The sequence below is a fragment of the Agrobacterium sp. 10T429 genome (assembly GCF_056393925.1).
In genome coordinates, this window is sequence record NZ_JBFTGV010000014.1 from 1 (window position 1) to 16,353 (window position 16,353).

17 protein-coding genes and 1 pseudogene are annotated in these 16,353 nt (G+C 56.1%); 5 read left to right on the forward strand and 13 right to left on the reverse strand.

Annotated features, from left to right (window positions below):
• Both AC1DCP_RS24150 and AC1DCP_RS24155 read right to left on the reverse strand, forming a co-directional pair.
• On the reverse strand, positions 1 to 771 hold a 771-nt coding region (locus AC1DCP_RS24150), incomplete at its 3' end, for a HAMP domain-containing protein (RefSeq protein WP_476774723.1).
• A gap of 435 nt (positions 772 to 1,206) precedes the next feature.
• Positions 1,207 to 1,473 (reverse strand): hypothetical protein, encoded by a 267-nt coding sequence (locus tag AC1DCP_RS24155; protein WP_080802594.1) that lies wholly within the window; start codon positions 1,471 to 1,473, stop codon positions 1,207 to 1,209.
• A gap of 148 nt (positions 1,474 to 1,621) precedes the next feature.
• Here AC1DCP_RS24155 and AC1DCP_RS24160 point away from each other — a divergent pair, with 148 nt between their 5' ends.
• A complete protein-coding gene (locus tag AC1DCP_RS24160) occupies positions 1,622 to 2,233 on the forward strand; it encodes a TetR/AcrR family transcriptional regulator (protein ID WP_065658907.1) in 612 nt (203 codons plus the stop codon).
• A gap of 68 nt (positions 2,234 to 2,301) precedes the next feature.
• Positions 2,302 to 2,547 (forward strand): annotated as a pseudogene (locus AC1DCP_RS24165) (IS6 family transposase); the annotation flags it as partial.
• Positions 2,548 to 2,962: 415 nt separating this feature from the next.
• On the opposite strand, the gene AC1DCP_RS24170 reads toward AC1DCP_RS24165, so the two are convergent.
• From AC1DCP_RS24170 to AC1DCP_RS24185, 4 genes are all read right to left on the reverse strand, one after another.
• On the reverse strand, positions 2,963 to 3,661 hold the full coding sequence (locus tag AC1DCP_RS24170; RefSeq protein WP_065706113.1) for a nucleotidyl transferase AbiEii/AbiGii toxin family protein: 699 nt from the start codon (positions 3,659 to 3,661) through the stop codon (positions 2,963 to 2,965).
• A gap of 11 nt (positions 3,662 to 3,672) precedes the next feature.
• Positions 3,673 to 3,936, reverse strand: a complete 264-nt coding sequence (locus tag AC1DCP_RS24175; protein ID WP_013637284.1) for a hypothetical protein — start codon at positions 3,934 to 3,936, stop codon at positions 3,673 to 3,675.
• Positions 3,937 to 4,124: 188 nt separating this feature from the next.
• Positions 4,125 to 5,192: a D-alanine--D-alanine ligase family protein gene (locus AC1DCP_RS24180; protein ID WP_019565647.1), complete on the reverse strand. Its 1,068-nt coding sequence runs from the start codon at positions 5,190 to 5,192 to the stop codon at positions 4,125 to 4,127.
• Positions 5,193 to 5,237: 45 nt separating this feature from the next.
• Complete coding sequence (locus AC1DCP_RS24185; protein WP_476774724.1) at positions 5,238 to 5,858, reverse strand: C39 family peptidase; 621 nt, start codon at positions 5,856 to 5,858, stop codon at positions 5,238 to 5,240.
• Positions 5,859 to 5,941: 83 nt separating this feature from the next.
• Between AC1DCP_RS24185 and AC1DCP_RS24190 the strand changes: the two genes are divergently transcribed.
• A complete protein-coding gene (locus tag AC1DCP_RS24190) occupies positions 5,942 to 6,610 on the forward strand; it encodes a GntR family transcriptional regulator (protein ID WP_025591213.1) in 669 nt (222 codons plus the stop codon).
• A gap of 471 nt (positions 6,611 to 7,081) precedes the next feature.
• Positions 7,082 to 7,978, forward strand: a complete 897-nt coding sequence (locus AC1DCP_RS24195) for a transglutaminase family protein (protein ID WP_111800976.1) — start codon at positions 7,082 to 7,084, stop codon at positions 7,976 to 7,978.
• Positions 7,979 to 8,473: 495 nt separating this feature from the next.
• Here the strand turns inward: AC1DCP_RS24195 and AC1DCP_RS24200 are convergent, their stop codons facing one another.
• The 6 genes from AC1DCP_RS24200 to AC1DCP_RS24225 all read right to left on the reverse strand — a co-directional run bounded on the left by AC1DCP_RS24200 (position 8,474) and on the right by AC1DCP_RS24225 (position 13,528).
• Entirely contained in the window at positions 8,474 to 8,608 is a 135-nt protein-coding gene (locus AC1DCP_RS24200; protein WP_476764830.1) for a hypothetical protein, read from the reverse strand.
• An 8-nt stretch (positions 8,609 to 8,616) separates the two neighbouring features.
• Positions 8,617 to 9,636 (reverse strand): Gfo/Idh/MocA family oxidoreductase, encoded by a 1,020-nt coding sequence (locus AC1DCP_RS24205; protein WP_112361297.1) that lies wholly within the window; start codon positions 9,634 to 9,636, stop codon positions 8,617 to 8,619.
• A gap of 23 nt (positions 9,637 to 9,659) precedes the next feature.
• Positions 9,660 to 10,454 (reverse strand): TIM barrel protein, encoded by a 795-nt coding sequence (locus AC1DCP_RS24210; RefSeq protein ID WP_111800973.1) that lies wholly within the window; start codon positions 10,452 to 10,454, stop codon positions 9,660 to 9,662.
• 84 nt (positions 10,455 to 10,538) lie between these two features.
• Positions 10,539 to 11,327, reverse strand: coding sequence for an ATP-binding cassette domain-containing protein (locus AC1DCP_RS24215; RefSeq protein WP_174066503.1), 789 nt, complete (start codon positions 11,325 to 11,327; stop codon positions 10,539 to 10,541).
• Entirely contained in the window at positions 11,327 to 12,448 is a 1,122-nt protein-coding gene (locus AC1DCP_RS24220; protein WP_080802569.1) for an ABC transporter permease, read from the reverse strand. The genes AC1DCP_RS24215 and AC1DCP_RS24220 overlap by 1 nt, the downstream gene beginning before the upstream one ends.
• A gap of 126 nt (positions 12,449 to 12,574) precedes the next feature.
• Positions 12,575 to 13,528, reverse strand: a complete 954-nt coding sequence (locus tag AC1DCP_RS24225) for a substrate-binding domain-containing protein (RefSeq protein WP_174026875.1) — start codon at positions 13,526 to 13,528, stop codon at positions 12,575 to 12,577.
• Between the two features lie 175 nt (positions 13,529 to 13,703).
• Here AC1DCP_RS24225 and AC1DCP_RS24230 point away from each other — a divergent pair, with 175 nt between their 5' ends.
• Positions 13,704 to 14,699, forward strand: coding sequence for a LacI family DNA-binding transcriptional regulator (locus AC1DCP_RS24230; RefSeq protein WP_019565639.1), 996 nt, complete (start codon positions 13,704 to 13,706; stop codon positions 14,697 to 14,699).
• Between the two features lie 582 nt (positions 14,700 to 15,281).
• Here AC1DCP_RS24230 and AC1DCP_RS24235 read toward each other — a convergent pair.
• A complete protein-coding gene (locus AC1DCP_RS24235; RefSeq protein WP_476774725.1) occupies positions 15,282 to 16,349 on the reverse strand; it encodes an alkene reductase in 1,068 nt (355 codons plus the stop codon).
• Between the last annotated feature and the right edge of the window lie 4 nt (positions 16,350 to 16,353).

Sequence of the window (16,353 nt, forward strand, 5' to 3'; positions counted from 1 at the left end):
GCGGAACACCTGAACGGCAACCGCCATCTGGCCGACTTCGTCCTTGCGGTCCATGCCATCGATCTCGGCTGCCGTATCGCCGCCTGCCAGCGACACCATACGCTCCCGCAGGCGGGCAATCGGCGTTGTGATGCCACGCGAGGCCACGAGAAGTGCGAGAATGATGCCGGCTGCAAAGCTGATGCCAACCACAACAAGCGAGGTCAGGATCGTGGAATTCGTCTGATCCGTCAGATCGTCGCTGCCTTTTGCAACACCCTTGGTAAGCTTGTCCAGCAACGAGCCTATTTCGTTTCCGGCCGCGCGAATTTGCCCATCAGCCTTCAGGAGTTCCGCCGCGGACTCCTGATTACGATTAGCGGAGCCAAGCTCGACGGCCTTATCCGTGCTTGTGATGATGCTCTGAGATTGTTTGAGCAGTTTGTCGATTGTGGCCGTCTCTTCCGGGAATATGGCCTTGACGTTGTTCAATCGCGAGATCAGTTCGCCTTTGTCGGTATTATACTCGCCTTTGGCGATGGCGAAATCCGGAATGGAGGTGTCGTATGCCATTACCTGATAAGCACCGTAAGCCACCGCCTGAAGATTGCGGTTGGCACGAGAAAGCTCGACAAGCGCGGCATTGTCGCCGGCAATGAACTCTGAATAGAGCGTGTCCGCGTTTTTGTAACGGGCGGACATATATACTGTTGCACCCAGACCGATGATGCAGAGCGGTAAAATGAGCGACAGAATTTTGGTGCGGATACTGGCATTCTGGAGAAATGACACGGATAACCTCAGGGCATGAATACCGCTCCTTCCCCGTGCCGGAGGTGTTCGGCAAGACTGACATTGCACGTCGCGTAACCTCGATCATCAAGGCTTCGGTAGCCGCATCATCGGCTCTGATCGCAACTGCATCATGCATGCGCCGAAAAACGCCGGCCTGCCCCTTCAAATACGGGCAGGTCACCATTCCGCGGGCGAAACGACAGCCCCGCCAACAGGCGGAAACGCCGGGCCGCATTTCGCAAAACACGGACTAGAACCGATTGTTCCACGACCGTGCTTCGCTGGTTTTCTTGCGATTAGTTATAGTTAAATACTTTACAATTTCTTCATGCCCAAACGGGCGCAGGAGATACCAATATCTAAAGATCAGCGTGCGATTAGCCATCCCACCGCGGATAAGCCCGACTTGTGAGATGGTGATGCAGGCCACATTCACATATGGGCAGCGCAAGGCTTAAAGAAACCTGCGAACAAGGGCTGCACGGCGGTTACGAGTGTACGCTTCGATGAAGCTGCAGGCCCGCTCGTTTCAAACTGTTCAGCAAATGCTGCGCCATCGCGTGTCGTCAAGGACGTCGCCGCCGAGTGCATCAACTCTTTGAAATCGTCCAGACCAACGTCGTCGGCGCGCATGACTGAACGGATCAGTGGATCTGCGAAAATCTCGGCGAGCGTCATCTCGTCTATCGTCTGTCTCATCTCAGTCTCCTTTCGATAATTCCTAAGCTGTGAAAGCGGGCGATTGCTTGACGGGCTCGCGCCAAGGTGTTACCGGTAAGTAACTTTTGTGATAGTTACCGATCGGTAACACGCATGTCAACACCGCTTGAGGGTAAAAATTAAACTCATGAAATCCGAGACATCTGATCGTGCTTCTGAGCAGAAAATCGCACCTCGTGACCGGATTGTGTCAACGGCCTGCCAACTGTTTCGTGAACATGGGATACGCGGCATCGGTGTTGATGCCATTGCCGAAGCCGCCTCGACCAACAAGATGACCTTATACCGACATTTTGGTTCCAAGGACGATCTTGTGTGTGAAGCGCTCAAGCACAGTTCTCGAACGCTCGATAAAGCCTGGGAAGATCTCGAAAAAGAGAACCCGGGCGACCCGAGGGCTCAACTCACGGCATGGGTTAAAGCGCGCGCACAATGTCTTTCCAGCGAGCCCTATGGATGCGATTTGGCCAATGCTGCGGTAGAGTTGAAAGAGCAAGGGCACCCTGCACATGCGATAATAGAAACGTTGAAGATGGAACAGCATTCCCGGCTTGCCGATCTTTGTCGTTCGACAGGTGTAAGCGATCCTGAACTTTTGGCTGATACGCTATCCATGCTGTTAGAGGGAGCACGCGTCAGCAAACTTGCCGCCGGCAAAGAAGGTCCGTCGATGCGGTTTACGCGTGCGTGTGAAGCTGCGATGGTCTCGTTTGGTCTAGGTGCACAGGCTTCTGCCTGATCCTGCTGGTGCAAGAAGGAAGTGCTACTGAAGGCAGTGAACGTTAACCGGGCGTCGAATAAAGCTATATGACCAGACTTGCCCGTGATCCTCTTTATCGTCGCCACCGATTTCCACCTGACGTGATTGCCCATACCGTTTAGCTCTATGTCCGGTTTCCGCTCAGTCTGCGAATGGCCGAGGATGTGCTGGCAGCTCGTGGGGTCATCGTCTCTCGTCAGACCGTGAGACTTAGGGCTGAGAAATTCGACAGGCACTTTGCCAATGAAATCCGGAAGCGATCGATCGGCAAGCTCGGCGACAAATGGCTGTTGGTTATCGCACGAATATGATCCATTCTTCCATTTCGAAAAGATCCACTCTCACTTCGGAAAGATGTTTTCGGTCAATACCATAGAAGCAATGTGTTGGTACAATGCCAAATGAAAAACTGGCTTAAACCCAGCTGAAAACCGACAACCGCAGCACAAAAAGTTGGTGCGGCACTTTACACGCACGCGCAAGCCTCTCATTAGCCCAGTAACGCAGGACGCCCAGCAATATTGTGGCTCTTGAACGGATTCGAACCGTCGTCCACGCGTCGTGGATTGGCTAAGCATTTGCGACGCAATTCACTCACACTCGCTGGCGCCGCCCTAACTTGGTTTTGCTGGCTAATCGAAATGATGCGCACCGAAAGAATGATCGACCGAACGGCGGTATAGCTAAGGTCGCCAAGTTGCGTAGAAATCAGCGCGGAGATGTAGAGGAAGGCGCTGCGGATACCGATGGCTTGTGATCGCACACCGCTTTCAAAAGCGAGATTGTCGTCGCTTGAGCAGTTTTCGAAATACCCGCATATCCTTCTCTATACTGAAGCTTCCCCATAACTGTGCTAGCGAGGCCTGCATCCATTCTCTCGGCGACGGCCAATGCAGCGGCGGCCCAGTTTTTGAATGGCAAGAGAGCTTCGAGAACGTATCCATCGCCGCATGCCTTGGCGATGCACGCGATATCGAACATGTCACGTGGCTGAAGAGAGGATCCTCGATAGTGAACCTTCTTCGCGATGATTTCGCCCGGGGTCTCAAGGTCAACTTGGATTCCACGTACTGCGACACGGGATGTTGGATCGTTGGTCAGACTTGGAGCACAAATGAAGTCAATTTCACCGATGCCCGCGAACACGATTTTCAACGCATGCGTCCCGTCCGAAACATATTCATCTGGGTTCACCTGCAGGGTATAGCCCTGTGTTGTCGGGTTMAGATATGGGAGGACCTGCGGATCATCGACGAAAATGTCGATATCGAAGCTTTCACGATGGTTTATCTGGAGCATAAGGGCGGTGCCACCCCCGAAAGTCCAGCTATCGAGGAGTTTAAAAGAAGAGTTCGCCTGATTGATAATTGACGCAGCCTGGTCGAAAAGGCTTTCCCATTGGCTCATCAGGACAACCCTCAGGCGGCTAGGGCGAGGGGATATCCAGCTAGCTGCGAGAATTTCTGGGCAATCTCGGATGCTGTACCGTGGTCGATTTCCATCTCATCCAGAAACTGGTGCTGGAGCTCGGCTTTCACTTCGGAATAGAATGAGAATGCCGAAGCATCGAAATTCTCAACGCTCGCAAAATCCGAAATCTTCGAAGCGAGTTGCTCAGCCGAAAGGTTCGTCCCGTAAGGGGCGTTCACCGTCGACAGTACCTTAATCGCAACGCTAGACATCGTTATCACCACCAATTTTCAATAAGTTATGTAATACATACCCGCCAAAAACGCAAGAAACACAGCAGACGCAGGCATGCAACGGCATTAATCCGGCTTATTCCAGTTCTTGTCACAAGAGCAGACGAAGCTGCGGCGTTTTTCTTCCCGGTGCATGTCTACTACACCGGGAAGAGGCATTTTGCGGCTCAGAGGCCGGCGCGCGCAAAACCGTGTTCAACGAGCCGGTCGATTACCTCAGGATAGCTGACGCCGCTTGCCGCCATCGCCTTCGCATACATGCTGATATCGGTGAACCCCGGAATGGTGTTCACCTCGTTGACCAAAAAAGCCATGTCCTCGGTCAGGAAGAAATCGACGCGCGCCATACCGTCGCAACCGAGCGCCCGGAAGGCGAGTGCTGCCGTCTCGCGGATCTTCGTCTCAACCTCTGGCGGAAGCTCTGCCGGAACCGTCAGCGCCGCGCCATCGTCGTCGATATATTTCGCATCGTAGCTATAGAAGCCATGGCTTTCGGCCGGGATGATCTCACCCGGGCGAGAGACGAACAGGCCACCCTTGGCGTCCTCGAGCACGCTGCACTCGATCTCGCGGCCGCGGATGAATTCCTCGGCAAGCAGCTTGCGGTCATGCTTGAAGCCCTCCGCGAGCGCCGGCGCAAATTCCTGGTTGCCGGAAACCTTGCGCACGCCGACCGAAGACCCCTGACGCGCCGGCTTAACGAACAGCGGCAAACCCAACGCGATCTCAAGCGTGTCGAAGGACGGCACCCGATCCGCATGCACGGTAACAGCACGCGCCACCGGTAACCCCGCCGCCCGCAGCAGCTGCTTGGCGATATCCTTGTCAAGCGCTGTCGCTGAACCCAGGATGCCGCAGCCAACCAGTGGCACGCGGGCCACCTCCGCCAGTCCCTGCACGGAACCATCCTCGCCGAAAATACCATGCAGAACCGGGAACAGAATATCGATCTTCCCGGCATCGCTCATCCTGCCGCCGTCGATGGCGATCATCCGCCCACGCCCGCCGGGCACCAATGCGATTTCGGTGCCGTTTGCCGGCCTGGCGAGCACGCCATTTTCGAAATGGCTGAGCAGCCACTCGCCTTCCCGCGTCACGAAGATCGGCACCGCCTCGTATTTCGAGGGCTCCAGTGCCCCCACGACATTCGTCGCCGACATGACGGAGACGTCGTGTTCGGCCGAGCGGCCGCCGAAGAGAACGGCGATGCGCAGCTTGCCGCGGGAAGATGTCATGAAAACCCCCAAAATAATCTCGTGTCTAAATAGTCTAAATAGATGTCAGAAGCCGATCGCGATGCCGCGATTGGCAAAGAAGCGGTCGAATATGGCAAGCGGTAGCAGCACATCCGCCTGGTTCGCAGCATCATGACCGGATGGATTGTGGAAACGGACCGTATCAGCCGAGGCTGCCGTCACCAGAATGAGATGCCCGCCTTTTGAGGGCGGCATACGTTCCGGCCAGCGTATGCCGCTATTGACCGAGGCGATGAAGAACGGGCGTTCAGCGAGCAGACCGGGGATGCTCTCTGTTGCGACACCCGTCATCGTTTCTGCCGAGAGCCCGAAGCGCTCGCCCACATAGGTCACGAAGGGCGCATAGATCAGTCCCTTGATCGAAGCATCCAGCTCGTTGACGACATAGCCGCCATAGGCGGTGCAGGCACGGGCGAGAGCAAGCGTCGGAAGCAGGTCGCCGCGCGCTGCCAGGATCATCTTCAGGCAGGCCATGCCGCAGACATTGACCGCCCAGCGCGCGTATTCCTCGATCGTCTCGGCACCCGATTGCCGCCAGAGCGGATCGCGCAGCAGCGCCGCAGATCCTTCGGCAAGCACGGGCAATGTCATCTCCGGTGTTTCCCACTGACTGAAATAAGGAACGACGCCTGTTGATAAAGGCATGGCAAAAATCTCCTGAGCGGTATACTCGTATACGAGGTTGCTTGGCATGATCAAGATGATTGCTGTCTCGGAGAAGGTTGGCCATGAACGATTTCGTCGCAATAAATGTTGAAACCATCCGGCCGGAGACCGTGGCGGATCGTATCGCAAGGGTTCTCAGGGAAGCGATTTCCGGTGGAGAGCTTCGCAGTGGCGTCGCGCTCCGACAAGACGAGCTGGCCGCACGATTTGGGTTCAGCCGCATGCCTGTGCGTGATGCCTTGAGGCTTCTGGAAAGCGAGGGCCTCGTAACCATTCACCCGACAAAGGGGGCCTTCGTGGCAAGAATAGATGCCAAGGAGATTGCGGAGATCTATTCCATTCGCTCGCTACTGGAGACGGAAGCCTTGCGCCTATCATATGTAGGGCTGACGACAGCCGATTTGGACAGGGCGGCAACATTTCTCGCCCAGATCGACGCTGAGAAGGATGTGGGACGTTGGGGGACGCTGAATAAGCAGTTCCACATGACACTTTACGGCGCCTGCCAAAATGAGCGGCTCATCGGCCTTATCGCTACCCACCATGATGCAGCCGACCGCTACGTACGTGTATTGCTATCCAGCTTGGACTATGAGCAGCAATCGCAGGAGGAGCACCGTGCTCTGCTAAAGGCTTGCAGAGATCGGAATATCGACGCTGCAAGTGCAATTTTGCAGCGTCATTTGCTTGAAGGAAGTCGCAAGCTCAGCACGGCCGCCCAGTCGAGCTAAGGCGGCTCGCCGGTTCAGCGTTCGAGACGGGCGAAAGTACGCTTGACTTAGGAGATTCGCTGCCGTTGAGACGGGTAACAGGTTCATTTTTTGCTCTTGATGAGAGGTGAACCGCTGACCCCCACACCGCGGAAGTAGGAATCTACCCTGACAGACCGTTGCGTTATCACGACCTCTTCGGAAGTTTCGACTTAAAACTATCTTTCGCTTCGGCTGAAAGTGGACAAAGAGTGATTTTAGCTTAACGTCGCGAACGCATCGGGCGGGCTCAAGGTGGATTAGGCGTGGGCTTCTTCGGGACATTTGATAGGCTGCATCACGGTTTTCAACCTCAGCCGGATTGTCACCAATAGGTTGGGGGCCATCGCCCGCGCGGATTATCTCATGCCAGCTGGAACGATGTAACAATGCATGTGCTTCTTTAGAGTGATACGGTACCAGCCGTCCTGGACCTCGTACCCCCGGTGATCGATGACAATATTTACCGTCCGACACGTCACGTCCTATCGTTATAAACGGCCGGTTGAGTTCGGAGAGCACAGACTTTTGTTCAGACCGAGAGACAGTTTCGATCAGACGCTGCTGAGCTCCCGACTCCTCATCGACCCGGAACCGGACTATCTTCGTTGGATCCATGATGTGTTCGGAAACTGCGTCGCAGTCATAGGCTTTGCTCAACCCTCACGTGAGCTCCGCTTCGAAACCGTCATTCGCCTTGACCATACACCCTATGTCGCAATTGATCTGCAAATCGATCAGGACGCTTTGACTTACCCGTTTTCATATGATCCAGACGAAGCGCTGGATCTGGAACGAACCATCCAGCGCCATTACGCTGATCCACATGATCAGGTCGGTAAATGGGCGCGCCAATTCGTGCGAATCGGGCAACCCACTGAAACCGGGCACCTGCTGATGACGTTGTGCTACGCCATCCATGAAAGTTTCATCTATGCCCGACGACAAGAGCATGGAACGCAAGCGCCGACCGAGACGCTGCAGCTTCGCAAGGGAACCTGCCGCGACTTCGCGCTACTTATGATGGAGGCCGCTCGATCACTTGGGTTCGCGGCCAGGTTCGTCACGGGCTATATCTACGTTCCAGACCGAGACGGATCAATCACCCTTGGCGGCGGTTCCACCCATGCGTGGTGCCAGATCTATTTGCCGGGCGCCGGTTGGGCTGAGTTCGACCCAACCAACGGTATCGTGGGCAACCGTGATCTTATCCGTGTTGGGGTGGCGCGGGATCCGAAGCAGGCAGTTCCTTTGTGGGGAAGTTACGACGGAACAGCCGCTGACTACGAGGGCATGTCAGTCCAGGTCAACGTCACAACGGATGATCGCATCGAAACTGTGCTCAACTGATGGGAACGCATTGCCTATCCCGGCGTTTGCCGCCCAAGCTAGTCTCACGGCAATTCGCCGGCGCAACGGAATTTTATGATGAAGATACCGCGACCGGGTGAACCGACAGTTTTTCGCGCCTGCGCCAAACATGCACGATGTTGATTAGTGAGAATGTGTGCTCCTATCCGAGCGGCGAGACACGAGCTAACAAACTTGGCAATAGCAGCTTTCCCTCACGGTAGGTGTACGGCGAGACTCAGGGACCGATTCCCCTATCTGTAGGTTGCGTTGAGTTTCACATGCTGCTGGAAAACGCGTCTGAATTCGCGGTAACTCTCAAACCCAAGAGAGGTCGCCAACCGAACCACCGTCGACTGGGTGACGGAACAACAAACAGCAAGGGAAGTTGCTGTCCCGAAGGCGACGACTTCCGGGCAAGCGACAGCAGTTCGCGCTACTCTCTCTTGATGGCTCGATAGCCTCAAGCTTTTGACCTCAAGCATGTTTCTCAAATCATATACTGTTTTGGGCTTCTGAACTGTTGATTTCGTTGCCATGACGATTGTCTTTCGCCCCGCCGATGCGTTTCTGAGTGGCTGATTTTTCCAATACATATGTGATGGCAGGAGCAATATCGGCCCCTGCCATCTATGCCTTCAACTCACAGGAACCGGCTGTTTTTTCGACACGGATTCAATCGCAGCAAGTGCAATCGCCAGAGCGTTGCGAGCATCAGCTCCTGTTGGTGCATTCTGAACAACACCGTTACGAACAGCATCGACAAAGGAAGCAAGCTGCGCCGTATAGGCCTGAACGAAGTGGTCCGTATCGCGCCGCCATGTGTCGTTGGATACGCCAGTAGCGTCGAACAGCGTCATGCTAGAACGTCGTACGTCGCCCATCGCAACCATTCCGCCGGAGCCGAATACTTCGCCGCGAATATCGTAGCCGTACATTGCAGAGAAGTTTGCTTCCGCAACCGCGATGGAGCCGTTGTCAAAACGAATATTGACGACGGCGGTATCGAGGAAGCCTGTATTGCGTGCGTCCGAGCGAACCAGCGCATCTGCCATTGCAAACACTTCGACAGGCTTTGCGCCGGGGTTCAACCAAAGCAGGGTGTCGAAGTCGTGGATCAACGTTTCATAAAAGATGGTCCACAAAGGAATCCTGTCTGGGTCGCCGCCGAACGGACCAGGATCACGCGTTAGCGACCGGATGAGTTGAACTGCGCCGACCTTTCCGGCATCGATCGCTTCGCGGCCTTCGGCAAATGCCTGGTCCCAGCGACGATTAAAACCGACCTGCAGCGGAACGCCTGCGGCCTTGGCGGCTGCAATGCCGCGGTCCGCATCTTCAAGCGTGAGCGCCATTGGCTTCTCGCAGAAAATCGCTTTGCCGGCCTCCGCAGCCTGCACGAGGATATTGGTGTGAAAGCGTGCGGGTGTCGCAATGATGACCGCATCCAGACCGGGGTTAGAAAGCATTTCTGCAACGTCGGTGTAAGAAGCGTCGGCGCCCAGGCTCTCCGCAAGCTTTGTAGCGGCGACGGGGGCGGGGTCGGCGACGGCTATCAGCTCCGCGTCCACAAGCCTTTTTGCGACGCTCTCACCATGAAACGAACCGATGCGCCCTGCCCCGATAAGTCCGACGTTGACTGTTTTGACCTTGGTCATGATTTTTAGTCCTGTTTCTGAAATCAGAGAGTGAAGGCTTCGCGGAAGGCAGCAAGCGCGGTGTCGGCATCTCCGGATGCCCATGCTTCCATCCCGATCGGGCCGGAGTAGCCCATGTGGCTCAGGGCTCTTGCGATCCCCTTCCAGTTCACTTCGCCGGTGCCCGGCTCAAATCGCCCGGGTACATCGGCCACCTGAATCTCACCGATCCACGGCAGGCTGCTTCGGCAAAGTTCGATCAGGTTCCCCTCACCGATCTGCGCGTGGTAGAGGTCCAGGTTCAAACGCAGGCGCGGGTGGTCGATGCTCGATACGAGTGCCAACGTGTCTTCGGCGCGCCCGAACGGAACGCCGGGGTGATCGACGGGAAGATTGAGGTTTTCCAGCGTGAAAACCACGTTTTCTTCTTCCGCGAGGTCGACGATTCGGCGTAGCGTATCCTGAGCCTTCAGCCACATGGCTCCCGTGACGACCTCGACAGGCTGAATCGGTAGTCCACGATCCCCGAGGCCAGTGCCGTGAAGGTTGAGGCGCTGCACGCCAAGACGTTTACCGATCTGAGCTGTTTCGCGCGCGGTTCTCAAAAGTTCGGCTGCACCTTCTTCATCCGTAAGGCGCCCGGTCAGGTAACCGTTCATAATTGTGAAGGTCGCACCTGTGGCTTCGAGCTTGGCGATGTCGTGCTCTGGCCAATTCCAGAGGCCCACGCCAAATCCCTGCTCCTTCAATCGGGAAGCGCGCCATTCGATAGGCTTGTCCCGCCACAGCATCTCCGCGCAGGCGGCTAACGGAAACGGGGTGTTATTCGTACTGCTCATTTGGGGTGGTTCCCTGGATTTTGGATATGACTGTCCCAAGGCCCGGCGAACGCGCCGGGCCAAAATTCATGTTTCCAAGTGTCTTCAGATGGTGCCGCCCAGCTCCGCGGAGATCGACTGGAGTTCTTTGCCGCCGGCCATCAGGTTCTGCAGGCCATCGAGGCTGATTTCATGTTTGGCAAATGTGCCAAGCGTCTTTCCCCTGTTCAGAGCTGTAAAACGGTTGCCGACGGCAAAAGCGTGTCTGACGTTGTGGGTAATGAAAATCACGCCCAGACCTTTGCGACGAACCTGATCGATGTACTTTAGGACCATCGAGGTTTGTGCAACACCGAGTGCAGATGTCGGTTCATCGAGAATGAGGACTTTCGCCCCGAAATACACGGCGCGTGCGATCGCCACGCATTGACGTTCGCCACCGGAGAGCGTGCCGACGGCCTGCCCGGGTTCACGAACATCGATGCCAATTCTCTTCATTTCTTCGCTGGTCACGCGATCCGCGAATTCCATGTCCATGTATTTGAACGGACCGAAACCCTTCAACGGCTCGCGACCCATGAAGAAGTTTCTAGTGACAGACATCAGCGGGATCATCGCCAGATCCTGGTAGACGGTAGCAATCCCCGCATCGAGCGCATCTCTTGGCCCGGTAAAGAGATGTTGTTTCCCCTCGACGAGGAAGTCGCCGGATGTCGGTCTGTGAACGCCGGCAAGAGTATTGATCAGAGTTGATTTTCCGGCTCCGTTATCTCCGAGGAGGCACAGAACCTCTCCTGCGTGAACACTCAGCGAAACGCCGTTGAGTGCGATAATCGAGCCGAAGTGCTTTACGAGGTTCTTGACCTCGACGAGTGGTGTCTGGCTCGTGCTCATCAGCGTTCTCCCGTCACACGCTTGCGAATGATGTTGTTGAAAATAACCGCAATCAGCAGCATCCCGCCGAGGAAGACGAGGTACCAATCCTGGTCGATTGACGTGTAGGTGAGACCGATCAAGACCATGCCGAAGACGATCGATCCGAAGAACGCACCGATTGCCGAACCATATCCTCCAGTCAGGAGACATCCGCCGATGACGGCCGCAATGATGGCTTCGAACTCCTTCTGGAATCCCCGTCGTGCGTCGGTTGAACCCGCATCAAGCACGGTGAGGATCGCGACAAGAGTGGCGCACATGGCGGTAACAATGAAAAGGGTCGTCTTTACGCGCGCGACGGGAACACCCGACTTGCGAGCTGCCTTCGGGTCGCCTCCGGATGCAAAGATCCAGTTTCCAAACCTCGTGCGCAGCAGAACCCAGGTCGCGACGAGTGCAATCAGCACAAACCACAGGATTTCTACGGGGATACCGGGGACTTTCGGCGTTCCATTGGGGAAGGTCTCGATGACGCCTGCACTGCCAAGCCACGTGAAGAGGCCCGGGAAGGCATCGCCTGAGAACAGCGGCGCAAGGGGACTGTCCGCCACAGCTTCCCTCATGCCGCGAAGCTGTGTTGAACCGCCGCTCGCCCACTTCAGTCCGACGAGCGTGAGGCCACGAAGAATGAAGAGAAACGCAAGCGTTACTATGAACGATGGAAGTCCGGTGCGCATGGTGAGCTGGGCGTTGGTGACACCGATGACCACGGCGAAAGCAAGCGCGATCAGGATCGCGACGCTGAGCGGCAGATTAAGGACCACAAGGGCCGTGCCAAAAACTAGCCCTGCGAACGCGACCATCGAGCCGATCGACAGATCGAATTCGCCGCCGATCATCAAGAGTGCCGCGCCAACCGCAAGAATCCCTAGTTGAGCAGCTGGCGCCATGAAGTTTACGACGCCTGCAAGTGTGAACATGGCAGGGTTTGCGGTCAGCATGAAGAATGTTGTGACGAGCACCAGTCCTGCGACTGCGCCGAGTTCCGGACGTCGCGCGAGCGCGGTCAAAGTCGAAACCTTTTTCAGGCGCTCGTCGGATCGAGTCGGGGACCCGTTCTGTTCGTTGGCCAGCGTCATGGTCGTACCTCAGATGTCAGTTGTTTACGTGCGCCGTCGGCTGCCGTTCACGCTTCACGCGGATCGGATGTCGGGCGATGAGGGCAGCCCCCGCTGGAGGTGCGGGAGCTGCCGGATGGGTCCCGCTCAGCGGATACCCTGGGAGGACTTCTCAATCACCGAAGCGGCGGTATCCTTCTCGACAAAGCTCGGACCCGAGGCAACGTTTCCAGCAGGAATCGTGCCATATCTTGCATTCAGCGCGAGGAATGTGACTGGCAGATATCCCTGGAGATAGGGTTGCTGATCCACGGCAAAAAGCGCCTTGCCTTCCGAAACAGCCTTCAGGAAATTGGCCGAGAGATCGAAAGAAGCGACCTTGACCTTGTCGCCATTGCCCATCTTCTCGACAACAGCAACCGCTCGCTCACCGACGAGCGGTGCCGACAGGCCAAGCACGACATCGACAGAAGAATCCGAGGTTAAAGCAGCCTGGATCTTTGATTCAATTTCCGCCGGGTCGGCGGACGTCGGCAGGACCGTTACCTTTCCACCTTCGAAGCCCTTGGCGGTACCTGCGCAGCGCTGGTCAAGGGCGGCATTTCCCACCTCCTGGTTTACGCACAGCACGTGCTTCATGCCCAGAGACTTGAGTTTTTCGCCGACCTTGGCCCCTGCGGTAAGTTCGTCCTGGCCAACATGAAGCTTGATGCCAAGCTTTTCCGTTGCGGCAATGCCGGAATTCATGGAAATGACGGGGATACCGGCCGCGATGGCCTTGGCAATCGCCGGGCCTAGCGCATCCGGATCGGGATTGGAAATTACAATGCCCGCCGGGCTTTGATTGACTGCGGCCTCAATGAGCTGAGCCATTGCGACCATATCGAAGGTCTCGGGTGCCCGGTAGTCAACCTTGGCATTGATGTCCTTGCCGGCCTGCATCATTCCGTTTTTCACGATCGACCAGAAGGGGTCAGAAGCTTGTCCATGAGTGACGGCGATGATGCTGGGCTGCTCCTCGGCTTTGACGCCAACCGACCAAGCGCCAATCAGTGACACGGCAATAGCCGCAGAAGCGAAATTCTTCCAAATGGATTTCATTTTTTCCTCCTCAATGTCACCCACTCCTCTGAGTGACGAATTCGAATGCTACCGGGTGCAAATATGTTTGCTACCGGGTGCAAGCAGGTGCATGTTATGTCAGAATGCGTTAAAAGCAAGCATTCATTTCACTGAATCAAAAAAATGGAATTTATGTTCCATTACCGGAGAGTTTATGCGGAAGAGAGCAACGGCTAAACAGGTGGCAGATGCCGCGGGAGTCTCCAAGTGGACCGTGATACGCGCTTTCACACCGGGAGCATCGATTACCGACGAAAGCAAGCGGAAGGTCCTGGAGACCGCTGCAGCTTTGAACTACACGCCGAACCTTCTTGCACGAAGCCTTGCCACCAACTCGACGGGGCAGATCGCTGTCTTCGTGGATGACTTTTCCAACCCGCAAAAGCTCCCTTTCCTTGAGGCGCTTACCGAGAAGCTCCAGGCCGCAGGCCTGGTCGTGATGCTGATCAATATCAATAGCCACTTCAACCATGTGAACGCACTTCTCCACGCGGACCAGCGTCAGGTCGATGCCATCATTCTGTTTGGTACAGCGTTTCGCGACGAAACCCTGACAGACCTGCAGCACGGACGCGGCATGCCGCCTATGTTCGTGCTTGCACGTGACAGTCAGATCGACGGCGTGCCAGCGGTTGTCTGCGACGCGGAACTTGCTCTCAGGGAGATCGTCGACCACCTTCATGCGCAGGGATACAAACGCCCGGGCTTCATGAGCGGTGCTGCCGCTTTGTCCACGGCTTTAAAAAGAAGCCATTACTTCACGGAGTTCTGGGCAGAAAAAGGCATCCAAAACATCGTCCAAATGAGCGCGGAAAAATACAGTCTGGACGCTGGTGCGGCCTCGGTGAGGAAGTACTTAAGCGAGACTTCACCGCAAGATCGCGTCGATGTGCTAATGTGCGAAAACGACATTCTGGCAATGGGCGCAATGGATGAGATCCGGGCAAACTTTCGCCTTCAAGTTCCCGAAGATATTGCGATAGTGGGTTTCGACAACTACGAGATATCCGGTTCGTTCGGATACGGCATTACCACCTATGAGCAACCGCGCGACGAAATGATTGATGCAATTCTGAGTATGATCAAGGGGAGTTCGGCTTTGAAGACGGTAACTCTTCGGGGAGAGCTTGTCGTTCGACGCTCAACTTAAACGCTGTCGACTGATCACAGTTGACTATTCTTTAGGACCATCCGATCGGAACGTCACAAAGTCGCGGCGAAGCTTGGGTGTCATCCAAACTGGATTTCATCAACGAGGCAGGCATGCAGTGTGCGTACGAACCGCCTTGGACGGAATCGAGCCGTTGACCTGCCACTACTTCAAATGCAAACTCGCAGATAACCGCGCCAGATCAAGTACCTTGGCCCACTTGGAATGTCGGGAAGGGTGTCGTGCGGGGCTGTCTGATGTTGGGGTATCAAAGGCTAGAGCGAACATCGAAGGATCTGCTGCCTTGTCGAGTTCGGCCATTGCGGCATCGGCGTCGATGGTCACTGAAATGGCCCTGCCCAAACTGAGGGCGCACTTGCAAAAAACGTCGAGCGAACCATTCATGGCCTCCGGGCTGCCATCGCCCCATCCTCGACCTCTATCGTCCAGAAACGGTTGAACTACTTCGCAGCTGCTCGTTACGATCTAGAGCCATCAGGAACTGCTCTCACGACGATCCCGTCACTCTGTCCGTAATGGAGTGAGCGACGGGACAGCAGATGAAGCCTAGCCTGACATGCTTCAGCCGAGGGGTGGATAGTCGGTATAGCCTCGCTCGTCGCCCACGTAGTAGCTGGACGGGTCGGACGGCGCCAATGGGGCATTTTGACGGAAGCGTTCGGGCAGGTCCGGGTTGCTAATGAAGAGAGTTCCAAACGTCACCGCGTCCGCCAGATTGCTTGCTATCGCCCGCTCGCCACTTTCTCGGTCATATCCAACGTTTACGACAAACAAGCCGGAGAACCGCTTTCTCGCCTCGGGCGCCAGCAGCTTGAGACCCTCGGGAAGCTGCGCCGACTCCATGAAGTGAAGAATGCCTACCTTCCTCGTTTCGAGAGCTTCGACGGCGAACATATAGGTGCCCTCTAGGTCGCTATCGCCCATGTCGTTGTAGGGTATCCGGGGCGAGAGCCTGACCGAAACACGGGAAGCCCCAAATACCCGGATTGCGGCGTCGGTTGCTTCGAGCAGGAAGCGGGCGCGGTTTTCGACAGGGCCGCCATAGGCGTCCGTTCTCTTGTTGGAACCGTCCTCGAGGAATTGGGCCGGCAGATAGCCGTTGGCGCCATGCACCTCAACCCCATCGAAACCAGCGGCCTTGGCCGCACGCGCGGCGGCCTCGTAGTCCTGAATCGTACTGTGGATCTCGTCGAGGGTGAGAGCCCGGGGCGTGACGGTCGGCTTTGGCCCCTCGGGCGTGAAAGCCTGGCTATTGAAGGGCACAGCCGAAGGCGCGACAGGCAAGGCTCCGCCATGGAAGTCTGGATGAGAAGCGCGGCCGGTATGCCAGAGTTGGGCGAAGATGAGGCCCCCGGCGTTGTGCACTGCCCGGGTGACCTTTCGCCATCCCTCGATCTGCTCGGCCGTGTGGATTCCCGGCGTATTCGTCCAGCCGATCGCCTGCTCGCTGATCTGAGTCCCCTCAGAGATGATCAGGCCAGCGGTGGCGCGTTGGACGTAGTAGGTTGCAGTGAGCTCGTTCGCCACATGGTCTGGTGACCGCGCTCTTGTCATCGGGGCCATGAAGACGCGGTTCTTGAATTCGAACATCTCGGTCTTCAGCGGGGTCAGCAATTTTAACTCAGTCATTTTG